13 protein-coding genes and 1 pseudogene are annotated in these 17,368 nt (G+C 70.8%); 6 read left to right on the top strand and 8 right to left on the bottom strand.

The window, feature by feature from the left end; all coding sequences use genetic code 11:
- Positions 1 to 110: 110 nt before the first annotated feature.
- Positions 111 to 323 carry a hypothetical protein gene (locus ACY0PA_RS03165; protein ID WP_473083217.1) on the top strand — a complete coding sequence of 71 codons (213 nt, stop codon included), beginning with the start codon at positions 111 to 113 and terminating at the stop codon, positions 321 to 323.
- Between the two features lie 265 nt (positions 324 to 588).
- Here the strand turns inward: ACY0PA_RS03165 and ACY0PA_RS03160 are convergent, their stop codons facing one another.
- The 3 genes from ACY0PA_RS03160 to ACY0PA_RS03150 all read right to left on the bottom strand — a co-directional run bounded on the left by ACY0PA_RS03160 (position 589) and on the right by ACY0PA_RS03150 (position 3,127).
- Positions 589 to 1,290 (bottom strand): GntR family transcriptional regulator, encoded by a 702-nt coding sequence (locus ACY0PA_RS03160; RefSeq protein WP_473083216.1) that lies wholly within the window; start codon positions 1,288 to 1,290, stop codon positions 589 to 591.
- A gap of 37 nt (positions 1,291 to 1,327) precedes the next feature.
- Positions 1,328 to 2,098, bottom strand: coding sequence for a maleate cis-trans isomerase family protein (locus ACY0PA_RS03155; protein WP_473083215.1), 771 nt, complete (start codon positions 2,096 to 2,098; stop codon positions 1,328 to 1,330).
- 141 nt (positions 2,099 to 2,239) lie between these two features.
- On the bottom strand, positions 2,240 to 3,127 hold the full coding sequence (locus tag ACY0PA_RS03150) for a maleate cis-trans isomerase family protein (RefSeq protein WP_473083214.1): 888 nt from the start codon (positions 3,125 to 3,127) through the stop codon (positions 2,240 to 2,242).
- A gap of 531 nt (positions 3,128 to 3,658) precedes the next feature.
- On the opposite strand from ACY0PA_RS03150, the gene ACY0PA_RS03145 reads away from it, so the two are divergent.
- Both ACY0PA_RS03145 and ACY0PA_RS03140 read left to right on the top strand, forming a co-directional pair.
- Positions 3,659 to 4,609, top strand: a complete 951-nt coding sequence (locus tag ACY0PA_RS03145) for a D-2-hydroxyacid dehydrogenase (protein ID WP_473086220.1) — start codon at positions 3,659 to 3,661, stop codon at positions 4,607 to 4,609.
- A complete protein-coding gene (locus ACY0PA_RS03140; protein ID WP_473083213.1) occupies positions 4,606 to 6,051 on the top strand; it encodes an amidase in 1,446 nt (481 codons plus the stop codon). Before ACY0PA_RS03145 ends, ACY0PA_RS03140 begins: the two co-directional genes overlap by 4 nt.
- Positions 6,052 to 6,187: 136 nt before the next feature.
- Here the strand turns inward: ACY0PA_RS03140 and ACY0PA_RS03135 are convergent, their stop codons facing one another.
- The gene (locus ACY0PA_RS03135) at positions 6,188 to 6,706 is read right to left on the bottom strand and encodes a DUF3830 family protein (RefSeq protein ID WP_473083212.1); all 519 of its coding nucleotides are present in this window, start codon (positions 6,704 to 6,706) and stop codon (positions 6,188 to 6,190) included.
- Positions 6,707 to 6,778: 72 nt separating this feature from the next.
- Positions 6,779 to 8,209, bottom strand: a complete 1,431-nt coding sequence (locus tag ACY0PA_RS03130; RefSeq protein WP_473086219.1) for an NAD-dependent succinate-semialdehyde dehydrogenase — start codon at positions 8,207 to 8,209, stop codon at positions 6,779 to 6,781.
- 293 nt (positions 8,210 to 8,502) lie between these two features.
- Here ACY0PA_RS03130 and ACY0PA_RS03125 point away from each other — a divergent pair, with 293 nt between their 5' ends.
- Both ACY0PA_RS03125 and ACY0PA_RS03120 read left to right on the top strand, forming a co-directional pair.
- Positions 8,503 to 9,774: an aspartate aminotransferase family protein gene (locus ACY0PA_RS03125; protein ID WP_473083211.1), complete on the top strand. Its 1,272-nt coding sequence runs from the start codon at positions 8,503 to 8,505 to the stop codon at positions 9,772 to 9,774.
- A 202-nt stretch (positions 9,775 to 9,976) separates the two neighbouring features.
- A complete protein-coding gene (locus ACY0PA_RS03120; RefSeq protein WP_473083210.1) occupies positions 9,977 to 12,934 on the top strand; it encodes an FAD-binding and (Fe-S)-binding domain-containing protein in 2,958 nt (985 codons plus the stop codon).
- Positions 12,935 to 13,498: 564 nt separating this feature from the next.
- Here ACY0PA_RS03120 and ACY0PA_RS03115 read toward each other — a convergent pair.
- Together ACY0PA_RS03115 and ACY0PA_RS03110 are read right to left on the bottom strand one after the other, a co-directional pair.
- Positions 13,499 to 13,867 carry a DUF6479 family protein gene (locus ACY0PA_RS03115; RefSeq protein WP_473083209.1) on the bottom strand — a complete coding sequence of 123 codons (369 nt, stop codon included), beginning with the start codon at positions 13,865 to 13,867 and terminating at the stop codon, positions 13,499 to 13,501.
- 552 nt (positions 13,868 to 14,419) lie between these two features.
- Entirely contained in the window at positions 14,420 to 14,767 is a 348-nt protein-coding gene (locus tag ACY0PA_RS03110) for a DUF427 domain-containing protein (protein ID WP_473083208.1), read from the bottom strand.
- A gap of 172 nt (positions 14,768 to 14,939) precedes the next feature.
- Between ACY0PA_RS03110 and ACY0PA_RS03105 the strand changes: the two genes are divergently transcribed.
- A complete protein-coding gene (locus ACY0PA_RS03105) occupies positions 14,940 to 16,613 on the top strand; it encodes an FAD-dependent monooxygenase (protein ID WP_473083207.1) in 1,674 nt (557 codons plus the stop codon).
- Positions 16,614 to 16,730: 117 nt separating this feature from the next.
- Here the strand turns inward: ACY0PA_RS03105 and ACY0PA_RS03100 are convergent.
- Positions 16,731 to 17,120, bottom strand: a pseudogene (locus ACY0PA_RS03100) (transposase); the annotation flags it as partial.
- Positions 17,121 to 17,368: the final 248 nt, after the last annotated feature.

Raw genomic sequence — 17,368 nt, 5'->3', positions numbered from 1 at the left:
GCCGTGTCAACCGTGCAGGAACGTGTCAGAAGAGATCCAGCAATTCCGCCAAGGATGCGATGGAAGGCACATCCGGCCGTGCACCCGCCCGTCGTGACAGAGTGACCGCCGTGGATCATCTCCAGCGGTACCGGCTCACCCTCACGAGCGACGACGCCATCCTCATGCAGGGAAGGTGGGGCGACCTCGAGGCCGCGCAGCAGAGATTCACCTCGTGGATCGGCAGCTACAGCGGCATACCCAACTCCCGGATCGTCCTCACCGACGAGGCTGACGACTCCCGCGTCGTGAGGAGCTGGCCGCCGGCCGACGACGCCCCGTGACGCACAAAAGCGGTCCGCCGCCCTGGAATCGGACGACGAGCCTCACGAGTCCGGCAACGGCGAGAACGACATCACCACCAGCCACTGCTGATTCTTCCCGGAGTGCTTGCGCCACACCTGAGGTCGGCTACCGCAGTCGAGAAGCGGCTTCACCCGATCCACTGGCAGACCCACCATCTGCGCGACGCGCTCCGCGTACCAGACGACCGAATCGACCCCCGGTGCCGGTCCCCCCGGCACCGCCGTATAGGGGCCTCCTCGTGTGTCAGCCTGCCGCCGCGTCCGAGGCGGCGGGCTCCGGCGCGAGGGCCGGGCCCGTCAGTCGGTGGACCGCGTCCTGCATGTGGTCGTCGAGCAGGGCGAGGAGCCGGGACTCGTCCTGGTCGCGGAGTGCCTCGATGAGGCCCGCGTGCTCCTCGACCAGGGCGTCGGGATCCGGGTGGTCCTCGGTGAGGGCCGACAGACACATCCGGGTCTCCACGAAGAGGGTCTGCGCGATCCGCTGCAGGCGCGGGCTGCCGGACTCCTCGACGAGGGCCTGGTGGAAGTCCATGTCGGCCGCGCTCAAGGCCGCGTAGTTGCGGCGGCGGGCCGCCGTCTGCATGGTGCGGTGGACCCTGGCGAGGCGGTCCGCCGTACGCTGCGGATTCCCCTGCAGTACGAGGCGGCAGGCGGCGGATTCCATGGCGGTGCGGGCGAGGTAGATGTCGCGGACATCGTGCTCGTCGAGCCGTGTCACGAAGACGCCGCGGTGCGGGGAGCTGATGGCGATGCCCTGCTGCACGAGGCGTTGCAGTGCCTCGCGCAGCGGTCCCCGGCTCACGCCGAGCTGGCCCGCCAGTTCGGCCTCGCCCAGCTGGGTGCCGGGGGCGAGGCTGCCGTCCATGATCGCTTCGGTCAGCTGGGCGGCGATGACGGTCGCCGCGGGCTCCCGCTTGACCGGTCGCAGGGGTTTCGCAGTGGCCATATTCAGTTCGTTTCCTCGGATCGGGGCGGCCGTCGGCTCACACGGCCGCGGGGGTGGGTGAATCAGGCTGTCGGGTCAGGCGGAAGAGCGAGCCGAGTCCCTCGCGCGGCTCCGTGTCGCCCGCGAGACGCAGCCCTTCCCAGGCGGTGACCTGGTTGGCCGTCAGGACCGGCTTGCCGACGGCCTCTTCGAGTTCGTCGAGCCAGGCGGCGCTGTGCAGCGCGGTGTCAGGGAGCAGGATCGCCTCGGCGTCCGGGTGGTCGTTGCTCCTGGCCAGCTCAAGTACCTGTTCGCGGCCCAGCGTACCGACCTCGGCGGCGGTGATGATGCCGCGGCCGGAAACCTGTACGACCTCGGCGCCGTGGTGCTCCAGGAACCGCACGAAGTAGCCGGCCACGTCGTCCGGGTAGGTCGCGGCGACGGCCAGGCGGCGCACGCCGAGCGCCTGCACGGCGTGAGCGAAGGCGAACGAGGTGGAGGAGGTGCGCTCCACGGGCAGACCTGCGGCCTCGGCGAGTTCGGCGACCTGCTTGCGGGCGCCCTCGGGGCCGAAGATGAAGCTGGCGCTGGTGCACGCCCAGATGACCACGTCCTGCGGCTGCGCGAGGAGCTCGCCGAGGGACGCCTTGAGGCGGTGCGTGGCACCCATCTCCAGGAGGTCGTCCACCCGGTGGGCGTCCGTGCCGATGTCCGTGTGGACGAGGGTCAGCCGGACGTCGCCGCCGATCAGCTGCTCCAGGCGCGGGTAGTCGTCCTCGGCGGAGTAGCCGGGGTAGAGGAACCCGACGCGGGCCGTCTTCTCGCTCATGCTTCAGTCGTCCTTTCGTGCCGGCAGTCTACTGCGGAAACGGCCGGTTGTAGATTGTTGACAGTCGGTCGGCTGTCGGTACGTGCGAAGAGTGTGCGCACCGGCGGCCTCGTGCGTGGAGGCCGCCGGTGCGGTCGAGTGTCAGCCGAGATCCAGGCCTGTCGCCGTCTCGTCCGTCGGCGTCGGAGCCGCGGGCTCGGGGGCGGCGTCGAGCGGCCCCCGCTCGACGGCGGCCGTCGCCGCGGGGGAGGGCCTCATGCTCGTCTTGCGGTACGGGGCCAGGGCGGCGCGGGCCGCGGGGTCGATCAGAGACTGGTAGTCGCCCGCCGGCCGCGCGCCCGCGTGGCGCAGCGCCGACCACATGGTGACCTGGTTGGCGGAGATCACCGGGATCCGCAGCTCGGCCTCCAGCTGCGGGATCACGTCGTATGTGGCCAGGTTGGTGCAGCTGATGAAGAGGCAGTCGGCGTCCGTGAGGTCCGCGGACCTGGCCAGCTCCACGACGTCCCGGTAGCCGACCTGCCAGATCTCTCCGGTCAGGCCCATGTACTCGCGGCCGACGACATCGATGTCCGCCTCGGCCAGGTAGTCCGCCAGGGCGTCCGTCAGTGACTGCGTGTACGGGGTGATCACGCTGACCCGGCGTGCCCCCAGCTCCTGCAGCGCCTCCAGCAGGGCGCCGGAGGTGGTGACAGAGGGCATGCCGCGGCCGGAGCCGCTCATGGAGGCGCACATGGCGCGCTCGTAGGCGATGCCGCCGACGAAGCTGCCGGAGGTGCAGGCGTACGCGAACGAGACCGGACGTACGGCATCGAGCGCGGTGACGGCGTGCTGGAGCGTCTCGTGCTCGCTGATCAGGCGCGCCATGTCCACGCTGACCTCGACCGGCACGTACGGGGTGCGGGTCAGGTGGAGGGAGATCTCCTCGGGGGTCCAGCGCCACAGTTCGCGGTCGAGCGCGAAGTCGAACGGGGCGACTACGCCGATGCCGCGCTGTGGTACCGGTCCGCCGAAGGTCGTGATGTCCAATGCAGAGCCCCTTCATGGCTGCACGCGTACGGGATGCGGTCCGTACGCCTGGGTGGACGTGGTGACAGGGTCGTACTGAAGGGCGGTAGGAGATGGCCGCCCGGCCCGCGGACGGTGCGGGTTTCAGTCGTCGGCCTCCGGGTAGCCGAGGTGGCTGTAGATTGTTGACAACGTAAAGACGCGCTGCTTAGCGTGTCAATCCCCATGGGGGAAAGGCTCGTTCCCCGAGGTGAGCGAGCGGGTGGACGGCGGTGGGAAAGAGGCTCCGGCCCCTTTGACACCCGGCTGCTTCCATGGTGCTTCTTCGTCCGTCGTCCTGCATGCCGTGTCCCTGATCTGCTGCCGATCACATGGGGACACACCGTCGTTCACCCGTATGACCGCCCGCATTTCCGTCCGCGACGACCGCGTCCGCACTCTGTCCCACCGACCGTCGCCGCAGTGCCGAGCGACCGAAGGACCGCCGTGACGAAGACCGAGAATTCCCCAGCCCCCCGTGTCCTGGTGCTTGCCGACCAGCGGCCGCCCGGCATGGACGACGTGACCGCCCACGCCGACCTCGTCTGCATCTCCGAGGAGCGGCTCGCCGCAGAACTGCCGCACGCCGACGCGCTGCTGGTCTGGGAATTCGGTACCGAGGCCCTGCCCGCCGCCTGGCCGGCGCAGGGCGGCCCGCGCTGGGTGCACACCGCCAGCGCCGGAGTGGACCGGCTGATGTTCCCCGCCCTGCGCGACTCCGACATCCTGCTGACCAACTCGCGGGGCGTCTTCGAGCAGCCCATCGCCGAGTACGTGGCCGGCCAGATCGTCGCCCTCGCCAAGGACTTCGCAGGGACGTACGACCGGCAGCGCGAGCGCGTCTGGCAGCACCGGGTCACCCAGCGGGTCTCGGGAACGCACGCGGTCGTGGTGGGCGGCGGACCCATCGGGCGGGCCGTCGTGCGCACTCTGAGGGCGCTCGGACTGCGGGTGGACCTGGTGGGGCGCACCCGCAGGGACGACGACCCCGAGGTCGGCACGGTGCACGCCTTCGACGAGCTCGACGCGCTGCTCGCGGGCGCCGACTGGGTGGTCTGCGCGGCGCCGCTGACGGACCGGACCGAGGACATGTTCGACGCGGCGGCGTTCGCGCGGATGAAGCGCGGCGCCCGGTTCCTGAACGTGGGGCGCGGACCGATCGTCGTCGAGAAGGACCTGCTGGCCGCCTTGGAGGAGGGGCAGCTGGGCGGCGCCGCCCTGGACGTGTTCCGGCAGGAGCCGCTGCCTGCCGACAGCCCGATGTGGGACGCGCCCAACCTGCTGGTGTCGCCGCACATGTCGGCCGACACCGACACCTGGCTGGAGGACCTCGCCGAGGTCTTCGCCGACAACTTCGCGCGCTGGCGCTCCGGCCGCCCGCTGCGCAATGTCGTGGACAAGAAACTGGGCTACGTACCGGTCGCGGCCGGTGCGCAGACCGCATCCGAGGAGGGCCCCCGATGACCAGCACGAGCACCTCGTCTCCCCAGGAGCCGTACGCGCTGACCGCCACCGAACTGCTCGCCGCGTACGAGAGCGGCGAGCTGTCCCCGGTGGAGGCCACCGTCTCCGTGCTCGACCGCATCGAGGCGGTCGACAGCAAGCTGAACGCCTTCTGCCTGGTCGACCGGGACGAGGCACTCGCCCAGGCGCGGGCGAGCGAGGAGCGGCGCGGCCGCGGCGAGCCGCTCGGCCTGCTCGACGGTGTGCCGACGTCCATCAAGGACCTGCTGTACACCAGGGGCCGCCCCACGCTGCGCGGTTCGCTGAGCATCTCGGCCGACCGCGCGTGGGACGAGGACGCGCCGTGCGTGGCGCGGATGCGTGAGCAGGGTGCGGTGTTCGTCGGCAAGACGACGACCCCGGAGTTCGGCTGGAAGGGCGTCACCGACAACCTGCTGACCGGTGTGACCCGCAACCCGTGGGACCCGTCGACCACGTCGGGCGGCTCGTCGGGCGGCAGCGCCGCCGCGGTCGCCGCGGGCATGGCGCCGCTCTCGGTGGGCACGGACGGCGGCGGCTCGGTGCGCATCCCGGCCGCGTTCTGCGGCATCTTCGGCATGAAGCCGACGTACGGGCGGATTCCGCTGTACCCGGCGAGCCCGTTCGGCACCCTCGCACACGCCGGGCCGATGACCCGCACTGTCGAGGACGCGGCGCTCCTGATGGACGTCGTCACGGGCTTCGACAGCCGCGACTGGTCGGCCCTCGATGCGCCGCGCGGCAGCTACCGCGCCGCCGTCGCCGAGGCGCTCGCCCAGGGCTCCCTGAGCGGGCTGCGGATCGCGTACGCGCCGACGATCGCGGGCGCCACCGTGGACCCGCAGGTTGCCGAGCGCGTCGCCGCTGTGGCCCGGCTCCTCGCCGAGCTCGGCGCCGACGTGGAGGAGGCCGACCCGGGCTTCGACGACCCGGTCGAGGCCTACCACACGCTGTGGTTCTCGGGCGCGGCCAAGGTCGTCGAGAACCTGCGCCCGGAGCAGTTCGCCCAGCTCGACGCGGGCCTCCAGGAGGTGTGCCGCGAGGGCGCCGCGAAGAGCGCGCTCGACTACCTGGGCGCGGTCGACACCCGGATGGCGCTCGGCGTGCAGATGGGCCGCTTCCACGAGACGTACGACCTGCTGCTGACGCCCGCCGTCCCGATCCCCGCGTTCGAGGCGGGCGTCGAGGTGCCGCCGGGCGGCGAGCACAAGCGCTGGACGGGCTGGACGCCGTTCACGTACCCGTTCAACCTGACGCAGCAGCCGGCCGCCTCGGTGCCCTGCGGCGTGACGGACGCGGGCCTGCCGGTGGGTGCCCAGCTGGTGGCGGCCCGGCACGGCGACGAGCTGGTGCTGCGCGCCTCGGCGGTCCTGCAGGCCGCGCTGCGGGAGGCGGACGTGGTGGACTTCGCGCCGGTCGGCTGACACGAGGCCGCACAAAGGGGGCGGGCCCGGGATCTCGTCCCCGGCCCGCCCCCTTTGTGTGCTGTCCAGCTGTGTCCGGCGCTGCGCCGTTGAAGCGCCGGGCACAGCACGTGGTGGTGCTGCGTGCGGCGCTGCGTCAGGCGCGCTTGAACAGCAGCGACTCGCCCAGCGCGCCCGCCCGCCACAGGTCCTGCGAGGCCTCGGCGAGGCGGTCCAGGCCCTCGACGACCGTGCCCCAGACGATGCCGGGGACCCAGCCCTGGTCGCCGTTGATCAGCAGGTTGTTGCGCTCGTAGAACAGGGCCAGGTCCACGACGATGTCGCGCTCGGCGTGCGCGGCCTTGGTGTCCTGCTGGCCGGCGGCGGCCTCGTAGCCGTACGAAGCCGTGCTCATCTGGGTGTTGGAGAAGGTGAAGTAGCACAGGTCACCCGGGATGGGGGTGATCGTGGGGTTCTCCAGCGGGGGCTCCTGCGGGGCGAAGGCCGGGACGAGGGTGTAGATCTCGTTGCGCGCGTACTTCGCGTGGTAGACGTCGCTGCCCAGCGGCAGGGCGTTCCAGATGGCCTCGCAGGTGATCGGGGCGCGGTCGTCGAGCAGCTTCGCGGTGGCGGTGACGCCGCGCTTGGGCAGGGAAACCTCGATGAAGCGGTCCATGAGTGGGGCGACTCCGGTCTGTTCGTTGCTCAGCAGGATGTGCGGGTGGGTCAGATGGTGCGTGGGGTGGCGTCAGCCGAGCGGCATGGCCAGGTAGCGGGTCTCCAGGAACTCGTCGAGGCCGATGCGGCCGCCCTCGCGGCCGAGGCCGGAGGCCTTGACGCCGCCGAACGGCGCGGCCGGGTTGGACACGACGCCCTTGTTGAGGCCGATCATGCCGGTGTCCAGCTTCTCGGAGATCCGGAAGGCGCGCTCCAGGTTCTCGGTGAACAGGTAGGAGACCAGGCCGTACTCGGTGTCGTTGGCCGCGGCGATCACCTCGTCCTCGTCGGTGAAGGTGAGGATCGGGGCCACGGGGCCGAAGATCTCCTGGCTCATCAGGGCCGACTCGGGGGAGACGCCGGTGAGGACCGTGGGGGCGTAGAAGTAGCCCTCGCCCTCGGCGCGCTCACCGCCGGTGACGACCTTCGCGCCGCGCTTGACGGCGTCGGCCACCAGCTCGTCGACCTTGCTGCGGCCTGCCTCGTCGATCAGCGGGCCGACGTCGACGCCGGTCTCGGTGCCGCGCCCCACGGTCAGCGCGCCCATGCGGGCGGCGAGGCGCTCGGCGAACTCGCCGGCGACGGACTCGTGCACGTACATGCGGTTGGCGGCGGTGCACGCCTCGCCGATGTTGCGCATCTTGGCGGCCATGGCGCCCTCGACGGCCTTGTCGAGGTCGGCGTCGGCGCAGACGACGAACGGCGCATTGCCGCCCAGCTCCAGGGAGACGCGCAGGACACGCTCGGCGCTCTGCTCGAGGAGGAGGCGGCCGACCTGCGTGGATCCGGTGAACGACAGCTTGCGGATGACGCCGCCGCGCAGCAGCGGCTCGACGACCTCACCGGGGCGGGAGGTGGTGAGCACGTTGAGGACACCCTCGGGCACGCCGGCCTCGACCATGATCTCGGCGAGCTTCAGCATCGTCAGCGGCGTCTGCTCGGCCGGCTTCACGATCATCGTGCAGCCGGCGGCGATGGCCGGGCCGATCTTGCGGGTGCCCATGGCCAGCGGGAAGTTCCACGGCGTGATGAGCAGCACCGGGCCGACCGGGCGCTTCATGACGACGAAGCGGTCCTTGCCGTCGGGGGAGGTCTGGTAGCCGCCCTCGACACGGACGGCCTCCTCGGCGAACCAGCGGAAGAACTCGGCGGCGTACGCCACTTCGCCGCGCGCCTCGGCCAGCGGCTTGCCCATCTCGAGCGTCATCAGGAGGGCGAGCTCCTCCTGGCGCTGCATCAGGAGCTCGTAGCCGCGGCGCAGGATCTCGCTGCGCTCGCGCGGAGCAGTGGCCGCCCACTTCTCCTGCGCGGCCCCGGCCGCCTCGGCGGCGGAGCGCGCGTCCTCGGCGCCGGCGTCGGCGACGGTGCGCAGCTCACGGGCGCGCGAGGGGTCCTCGACGCCGAACGTCGCACCGGAGGCCGCCGGGCGCCAGCTGCCGCCGATGAACAGCCCGTCGGGCACGGACGCGACGACAACCTCTTCCTCCTGCAGGCGCTGCTCCTGCTGTGTCTGCTGCTCGGTACCTGCGCTCACTTCGACTCCCGGCTCGATTTGTTGTGCTCCCGGCCAGACTCACTCGTGGACAGCCGTGGAATTGCATGCTTGCATGACTGTAGGTTGTTGACAATCCTACGAAGCAGCCTGATGTTGATCTCCGTAGATCCGCAGATCCGCGACGCGGTCCGCGGCGACCCACGATGGGTTTGCCCCGACCGCGATGCAGTCCGCGTCGGTCATCGAGCGAGGAGCCGTCCATGAGTGCCTTGTCCCCCGTCCTCAAGCAGGCCACCCCCGTCCTGGCAGAACGCGGCGAGGGCGTCTACCTCTACGACACGTCGGGGCGGGCCCATCTGGACTTCACCGCGGGCATCGGTGTGACGTCGACCGGCCACTGCCACCCCAAGGTCACCGCGGCCGCCCAGGAGCAGGTCGGCAAGCTGGTCCACGGCCAGTACACGACGGTGCTGCACCAGCCGCTGCTCACCCTCACCGAGCGCCTCGGCGAGGTGCTGCCCGGGGGCCTTGACTCGCTCTTCTTCGCCAACTCCGGCAGTGAGGGAGTCGAGGCGGCGATGCGCCTGGCCAAGCAAGCCACCGGCCGCCCCAACATCGTGGTCTTCCAGGGCTCGTTCCACGGCCGCACCCTCGGCGCCGCCTCCCTGACCACCTCCGCCGCCAAGGTCCGCTCCGGCTTCGGCCCGCTGATGCCGGGCGTGGCCGTCGCGCCCTTCCCGAACGCCTACTACTACGGCTGGGACGAGGAGACGGCGACCAAGTTCGCGCTGCGCGAGCTGGACCAGGTGCTCGCCACCGTCAGCGCGCCCGCGGACACGGCCGCGTTCATCATCGAGCCGGTGCTCGGCGACGGCGGCTTCGTGCCGGCCAACGCCGCGTTCCTGCAGGGGCTGCGCGAGCGGGCCGACCGCCACGGCATCCAGCTCATCTTCGACGAGGTGCAGGCCGGCTTCGGCCGCACCGGCAAGTTCTGGGGCCACGACCACTTCGGCGTCCGCCCCGACATCCTGGTCACCGCGAAGGGCCTGGCCAGCGGCTTCCCGCTGTCGGCGATCGCGGCCTCCGAGGCCCTCATGGCGAAGGCCTGGCCGGGCTCGCAGGGCGGCACCTACGGCGGCAACGCGGTGTCCTGCGCCGCCGCCATCGCCACCCTTGAGGTCATCAAGGAGGAGAAGCTCGTCGAGAACGCGGCGGAGCGCGGCGACCAGCTGATCACCGGCCTGCGCGAGGTCGCCGCCGCCCACCCGGCGAGCGAGGGCGTCGGCGGCATCGGCAACGTGCGCGGGCTCGGCCTGATGCTGGCCTCCGAGATCGTCGACGGCGAGGGCAACCCCGACGGCGCCACCGCGGCCAAGCTGCTCGCGGCCGCTGCCGAGCGCGGCCTGCTGCTGCTTCCCTGCGGCGCCCACGGCAACGTGGTCCGGATGCTGCCGGCGCTCGTCGTCAACGAGAACCAGATCGACGAGGCGCTGCGCCTGTGGGGCGAGACCGTCACGGCGGTCCTCGGCTGACTTCCCGGCAGGCCGCGGGGCGGTGCCCGTGCGACCGTGACACCCGCGGTGTCGCTGTGCCGTCCCGCTCCCGCCCACGCGCCCCGGCCGGCCCTGCCGAGCCGGGGCGCTGCCGCGTCCGGGACATACGCCCGGGCCCCGGTCCGGTTTCGCATACCGACGTTCCGTAAAAACCTTGAAGACCCGTACCCAAGGAGCCGCCATGTCCGCCCCCGCGCCCGCATCCGCCGCGCCGCGCCCCGATGTGCCCGACGAGGCGACGCTGCAGAAGCTGGAGCGTGCGCTGAGGGAGGCCGTGCCGAACGGGGAGGTGGCCTTCGGGCGCCTGCGCCGCGCCGAGTACGCGCAGGACGCCTCCGTCTACCGGCAAGTGCCGGCCGCCGTCGTACTGCCCGCCGACACCGACGAACTGGCCGCCGCCCTGGCCGCCTGCCACGTGCTGAACGTCGCGGTCACACTGCGCGGCGCCGGTACCTCGATCGCCGGACAGGCGGTCGGTGACGGCGTCGTCATCGACACCTCGCGGCACCTGAACCGCGTCCTGGAGGTCGACCCCGAGGCGCGCACCGCCAAGGTCGAGCCAGGGCTGATCCAGGCAGCGCTGCAGAAGGCGTGCAAGCCGCACGGCCTGCGCTTCGGCCCCGACCCCTCCACGCATGCCCGCTGCACCATCGGCGGCATGATCGGCAACAACGCCTGCGGCACCCACTCGGTGGCCTGGGGCCGTACCGCCGACAACATCGTCGAGCTGGAGGTCCTCACGTACGACGGCGTCCGCATGACGCTGCGCTCGCTCAGCGCCGAGGAGCTGCAGCAGGTCATCGACGAGGGAGGCCGCCGCGGCGAGATCCACGAGCAGCTGCGGAACCTGCGCGACAGCCATCTGGCCATGCTGCGCACCGAGTTCGGCCGCTTCCGCCGCCAGGTCTCCGGGTACAGCCTGGAACACCTGCTGCCGGAGAACGGCTTCGACCTGCCTGCCGCCATGGTCGGCACCGAGGGCACCTGCGCCGTGGTCGTCTCCGCGACCGTGAAGCTGGTGGAGATTCCCAAGCGCCGCACCCTCATCGCGCTCGGCTTCTCCGACCTGCCGTCGGCCGGTGACGCCGCCCAGCACGTCCTCAAGCACCAGCCCATCGCCTGCGAGGGCCTCGGCGGCGACCAGGTCGCCGCCTTGCGCCGCAACGTCCCCGACGCCCGCCCCGAGGACATGCTCCCCGAGGGCGCCGGCTGGTTGCTCTGCGAGTTCGGCCACTCCTCCGAGGCGTCTGACACTCCGGACCTCGAGGCCGAGCAGGCCCGCGCGGAGGCGCTCAAGGCGGACACCGGCGCGATCGACGTCCGCCTCGTCCAGGACCCGGCCGAGCAGGCCGCGCTGTGGCGCATCCGCGAGGACAGCTCCGGCCTGGCCACCCGCGCGCCCGACGGCTCGGAGGCGTGGCCCGGCTGGGAGGACTCCGCCGTGCCCGTCGAGAAGCTCGGCGACTACCTGCGCGACCTGGAGAATCTACTCCAGCGGCATGGTCTGCAGGGCACCCCGTACGGCCACTTCGGCGAGGGCTGCGTCCACATCCGCATCGACTTCGACCACGAGACACCCGAAGGCGTCCAGATCTTCCGGCAGTTCATGTCGGACGCCGCCGACCTGGTCGCGAGCCACGGCGGCACGCTGTCCGGCGAGCACGGCGACGGCCAGGCCCGCGCCGAGTTCCTGCCGCAGGTCTTCAGCGAGGAGGCCATGGACGCCTTCTGCGACTTCAAGGCGATCTGGGACCCGGGCAACCGCCTCAACCCCGGCATCCTCGTCCACCCCCGCCCGGCCGACGAGCGCCTGCGCATCAAGCCCGGCCACCGGCCCACCCTCCCGATGACCACCACCCTCGCGCTCGCCGAGGACGACGGCGACCTGTCCAAGGCGCTGCGCCGCTGCGTCGGTATCGCCAAGTGCCGTACGTCGTCGGGCGGCGTGATGTGCCCCAGCTACCGGGCCACCGGCGACGAGACGCACTCCACGCGCGGCCGTGCCCGCGTCCTGTACGAGATGGTGCAGGGCGAGGTCATCACCGACGGCTGGCAGTCCGAAGAAGTCGCCGACGCCCTCGACCTGTGCCTGTCCTGCAAGGGCTGCAAGAGCGACTGCCCGGTCGGCGTCGACATGGCCACGTACAAGGCCGAATTCCTGCACCACCACCACAAGGGCAGGATCCGCCCGCTCACGCACTACTCGCTCGGCCGGCTGCCGCTCTGGTCCCGGCTCGCCTCGTACGCACCGGGCGTGGTCAACGCGATCGGCGGCAACAAGGCCACCGCCGCGCTTTTGAAGAAGGCCGGCGGCATCGCGCCCGAGCGCCCCATCCCGCCCTTCGCGAAGCGCCGCTTCCGCACGTGGTTCCACCGCAGCCACAAGCCCGCCGTTCCCGGGAGCCGCGGGAAGGTCCTGCTCTGGCCCGACACGTTCACCGAGTTCATGTCGCCGCAGGTCGGACAGGCCGCGGTGGAGGTCCTGGAGTACGCCGGCTTCGAGGTCGTCCTGCCGCCCGACCGCCTGTGCTGCGGCCTGACCTGGCACACCACGGGTCAGCTCGACACGGCGAAGAAGGTCCTGGGCCGCACGCTCGACGCCGTCGACCCGTACCTCAAGCAGGGCATGCCGCTGATCGGCCTGGAGCCCAGCTGTACCTCGCTGTTCCGCACGGACGCCACCGAGATGTTCCCCGGCGACGAGCGAGCCGTGCGGCTCGCGAAGCAGACCATGACACTGGCCGAACTCCTCGACCAGAAGGCCCCGGACGTCGAGTTCGGGCGGCTCGGCGACAAAACGGTGACCGCGATGACCCAGACCCACTGCCACCAGCACGCCACCCTCGGCAGCAAGGCGGACGACCGGGTCCTGGCCCGCGCGGGTGTGGACTCCGGCCGCCTGGACTCCGGTTGCTGCGGCCTGGCCGGCAACTTCGGTTTCGAGAAAGGCCATTACGACGTCTCAGTGGCGGTCGGCGAACAGGTCCTGCTGCCCGCGCTGCGAGAGGCCCCTGAGGACACGGTGGTCCTGGCGGACGGCTACAGCTGCCGCACCCAGATCACCCAGCTCTCGGACCGCACCCCCCGCCACCTGGCAGAGCTGCTGCGTGACGCGTTGAGGTCCCGCCGCTCCGACTGAGGCACCAGCAGTAATGGGCCCCTTCAACCGTGAAGGGGCCCATTCCTCTGTTGGGGTGGCCGGGCATCGGCGCCCCCGCAAGGGGCACGGGAACGTTGCGCCCAGCCATGACAGACCCGCACCTGCCGACGAAGCACACATGCGCGACGGCGAGTTGCCGCACCCCGCCCGGGCCGGACACCGGACGTCACACGCCATACGTCAGATCCGCGCGGAGACATCCGCCCCGACCGCCCCCGGTCACCGCCGGCAGGGGCCTCCGCCCGCAACGACCGCCCCGCGGTCTCCGGCATCCGCACCAACGGCACCAGCGCAAGCGCAGCCGCCGCAGCCATGTAGTACCCCGGCACCAGATGATCCCCGGACGACGCGATCAACGCCGTGCCGCCTGGAACACACCCGTCCGACATCCGGGAAGCCGTCGACGCACGCAAGCCCCGCCTCCGCATAAAGCACCTGACAGGGGTGATGACGGCTCACCTCGCTCTCGACGCGTCATCCTCCGGTCCTTGATGCGGTGACGTACGTGTCAGTGCGCGCGTGTCCTGCGGGCCGGCTCACGCCTCACGTGCGACCGGGGCCGCCGCTGCCGAACGAGCCGCTCGACCCGGGGGTCCATCGCGGGACTTTCTGATTCGTGCTGCGCTTAGTGCCGAATTGGTGGAGCTCGTACGGCATGAGGCGCTCACTCTCGTCCTTGGCCAGTGGGAGCTCATCCGGCTCCCGCACTTCCCGGATCTCGTGGACCGCCCCGCCCTCGGGCAGATGAGGCTGCTCATCCGGCCTGGGCGGCCTGAGCTCTTCCCTGCGCACCCTCATGCCCACGCGGACCGCCCACACCAGCATTCCCGCGACGAAGAGGCCGCCGATGAAAGCGGCGACGGCGGCGACCACCGTATTCGCCGCGGCCATTTCGAAGTAAGCCGTGTTCATGATCGCCGAGCACCCCCTGCTCCTGATCCAGACCTGTTCTGTGTGGCGCGCCACGGCATCGGATCGCCTCGGGTCACACCAGGTGATGACGCTGGGTAATCGTCGCGAGAGGCACGTGCTGCGCGTACTCGTTCCTCGTGCAGGAGCAGCAGTTTCGGAGCACCCGGTCGGCCTGCTTCGCGGTAGAAGACGTTCAGGCCGTCCATTTCGACGGTGCCGTGCTTGATAGCCATGAGAGGGCTCCTAACTCTCGGGGCAGTGGCTCCTCACGATTGGCGTCGTGTACGAGAACACTCTTACCCTCCATCCACTGCAGCGCCGCCTGGTGCCGATTCCTGCGCCGCGTCTCGAGAGGCCGAAGGCGCGGCTCGCGAAGTCCGGCGGATCGTGAACGAAGCGGCGGCACGGAGCCTGTGCTCTCATCCGGCGGCCGCACCCGCCGAAGGGGCTGACGCCCGCCGACGGGACCACCGGCGAAGCTCGTCCGGGGGCTCCGGGGGCTCCGGGGGCTCCGGGGGCTCTGGGGTCCACGAGCGTGCCTGTGCGCGAAAGTCAGCTTCGGCCGTCGACGGTCACGTCTGAGCTCAAGCCGAAGTTGGAGAAGTCCCGCCCGACACGATTCACCGCGCTGGCGCGGATAGTGGGACAGCTCCAACCGACGTCGGCCACGACCTCTCCATCGATAACCGCGTTGAAATACAGGCTACGCCCCTTCCAGGGACACACGTAGGGCGTCTCGCTCTCGCTGAGGAGCTCTTGACTCACTGCGTTCGGAGAAAAGTAGACGTTTCCCTCGATGGTTTCGTCGACGGATGCCTCGGCAAGTACCTGGCCTCGGACGCAGGCAGTCCGACTTTCACAGGTCCAGAGTCCTAGAGGGCGCGGCCGAGCCTGCGGCACGCAGCGCCTTTAGACGCCTTTAGACGTCATCTCGCTAGGTAAGCAATTGGCAAAGAAAGGGTTTCGATTCTCCCGGTTCCGCATTGCGGGGGAACCTCAACCCTTTCGGGTCGGCGCAATCTGGTGAAGCCCACTGGCTCGGGTACCAACCGGACAACGAGGGAGCCTGATCATGGCCGATATTGACGTACTCGTAGTGGGCGCGGGCCCGGTGGGCCTGACGGCGGCGGCCGAGCTGCGGCGGCACGGCGTGGACTGCCGCATCGTCGAGCGGCTTGCCGTCCCGAATCCCTATGCCAAGGCCATCGGCGTCCTGCCCCGCACGCTGGAGGTGTGGGACGCCATGGGCCTGGTCCGCAGAGTTCTGGACGAGGCGGTGCCACACCTGGGGCAGCTGGTCTACATCGACGGCAAGCCTCGGCCCCGGGTCGAGCTCACTTTGCCGCCCGAGATCCCCTATCCCTTCGCCACGCTGCCCCAGTACGAGACCGAGCGGCTGCTCACCGAGCACCTTGGGGGTTTTGGCACGGAGGTGGAGCGGTCGACCGAGCTCCGCTCGCTGGAGATGCGCCCGCACGAGGTCGAAGCCGTTCTCGCGCACGGCGACGGCCGGATCGAGCGTCTGCACGCCCGCTACGTCGTGGGCTGCGACGGCGCGCACAGCCTGGTCCGCAAGGCGGCCGGGCTGACCTTCGATGGCGATGCCCTCCCCGAGCAGTACATGATCGGCGACGTCGAGGTCGACTGGGAACTGCCCGCCGGCTACAGCATGCGGTCCGTGAAACTGGACGCGAACGGTGAGGTGGACGACATGCTCGTCTGCATTCCGATGCCGGGCGTTCGGCGGTACTGGCTGTCGATGCTGCACCCCCACGCCCAAGCCGAGAGCGAAGACGGCTCGAGCACCCCGGACGGTGGCGTCCTGGGCCTGGGTGAGGGCCAGGGACTGGACCTCGACCAGATCCAGGCCGTGCTCGACCGGCTGTCCCCGGAGGTGACGACCGCCTCCATGCTGCGCTGGTCGTCCGCCTTCCGGACCAGCTACCGCCTGGTCGACCACTACCGGAACGGCCGCGTCTTCGTCGCCGGGGACGCCGCGCACATCCAGCCGCCGATCGGCGGGCAGGGTCTGAACACCGGCGTACAGGACGCCCACAACCTCGCCTGGAAACTGGCCCTGGCCGTCCGCGGTCTGGCCACGGACGATGTGCTCCAGAGCTATCACGCCGAACGTCACCCGATCGCGCAGGAAGTGGTCGACCGCACCGTCCGCCATGCCCGCAGCGTCCGCAAGGCCGGTGCCGGTCCCCTCAACAACGGCGCCGACACCGAGATGGCGCTGCGGCGCCAGGCCCAGTTGCTGGTCGCCTACCCGGACAGCCCACTGACCCAAGCGCAGGCGGCGGACCACACACCCGAGGCCGGTCCCGCACCCGGCGACCGGGCACCGGACTGCAGCGGCCTCCTGAGCGACCTCGCCACCTACCCGCGGCGGCTGTTCGACCTGTTGCGCACCCCGCGGCACGTGCTGCTGCTGTTCGCGGGCTCGGAGCACGCCTCGGGCGACGGCGCCGCCCGGCTCGAGGCCTGCGCCGCCGAGGCGCATCGCGCCGCCCACGGCCTTCTCGACGCCTATCTGGTCACCGCCGCAGAGGTACCGGAGGACGCCCGCCCGGTCGGCCTGCGCCCGCCGCGGGTGCGCGACGCGGCGGGCGAGTTCCGCGACGCCTATGCGCCGCGTGACGGCGAGGCCCTCCTGATCCGCCCGGACGGCTACCTCTCCGGACGCTTCCACCCGGCCGTACCGGAACGCCTGACGGCGCATCTGCGCCGAACCTTCGCCTGACTCCCGCTGCCGGGGGCGGAGCGCGGCCGGTGACGGGCCTACGGGCCCGCCCCCGAAGAGCGAGGGGCACCCGTCTACAGGCAGTGCGCCCCTCGACGGGTGTGGTCACATTGGAAGTCATCTCATTCGGGTGAGTCTGCGGTAGCAGATGAGGGTGCAGGCGATGCTGGTGAAGGCGAGGAAGTGGTCGGCTTTGCGTTCGTAGCGGCGGTGGAGGCGGCGGCAGGCGGCGAGCCAGGACGTTGGGTCGGCCGCACAATGGTGCGTTCGATGGTCCACCGGTGTCGTCCGAGTGCCGTTGCGGGGCGATGCGGCGCCGGATCCCTTGCTGGGATAACCATCGCCGCAGGTGGGTGTAGTCGTAGCCCTTGTCCGCGTGGAGTTTGCCGGGCCTGCGCCGCACGGGCTTCGCCGGGAGCGCATCGGCGGTATCCCCTTCACGAGCGGGATGAGGGCCTGGCTGTCGTGGACGCCGGCGCCCGAGATCCCGACGGACAGGGGCAGGCCCGCCGCGCTGTCCGTCGACGACGAGCTCACGACGGCAGAACTGATCGCGAAACGCGGTCAAACCTTTCGCATCGGTCATAGCGCCGACGCCAGTTCTCTGTCGGCCGTGCCTGGAGAGTTCGTCAACCCTGGGTGCGCTTACCTGCAGTAGACCGGGTGCGTGCTCGACCCGACTGGAACCCGGTCGTCAGCGTCTGCTCCAGCGGAGCCATCGGGCGACTTGTATCGGAAGACGTTATCGGGCCCGC

The sequence above is a fragment of the Streptomyces sp. DS1-CR2 genome (assembly GCF_055760475.1).
This window is presented reverse-complemented; position numbering and strand designations above follow the sequence as displayed.

Coding starts and splice junctions, on each gene's coding strand:
- ACY0PA_RS03160 (WP_473083216.1), bottom strand. CDS start 1,290: ATGGCCACTGCGAAACCCCTGCGACCGGTCAAGCGGGAGCCCGCGGCG.
- ACY0PA_RS03155 (WP_473083215.1), bottom strand. CDS start 2,098: ATGAGCGAGAAGACGGCCCGCGTCGGGTTCCTCTACCCCGGCTACTCC.
- ACY0PA_RS03145 (WP_473086220.1), top strand. CDS start 3,659: ATGGACGACGTGACCGCCCACGCCGACCTCGTCTGCATCTCCGAGGAG.
- ACY0PA_RS03140 (WP_473083213.1), top strand. CDS start 4,606: ATGACCAGCACGAGCACCTCGTCTCCCCAGGAGCCGTACGCGCTGACC.
- ACY0PA_RS03135 (WP_473083212.1), bottom strand. CDS start 6,706: ATGGACCGCTTCATCGAGGTTTCCCTGCCCAAGCGCGGCGTCACCGCC.
- ACY0PA_RS03125 (WP_473083211.1), top strand. CDS start 8,503: ATGAGTGCCTTGTCCCCCGTCCTCAAGCAGGCCACCCCCGTCCTGGCA.
- ACY0PA_RS03120 (WP_473083210.1), top strand. CDS start 9,977: ATGTCCGCCCCCGCGCCCGCATCCGCCGCGCCGCGCCCCGATGTGCCC.
- ACY0PA_RS03115 (WP_473083209.1), bottom strand. CDS start 13,867: ATGAACACGGCTTACTTCGAAATGGCCGCGGCGAATACGGTGGTCGCC.
- ACY0PA_RS03105 (WP_473083207.1), top strand. CDS start 14,940: ATGGCCGATATTGACGTACTCGTAGTGGGCGCGGGCCCGGTGGGCCTG.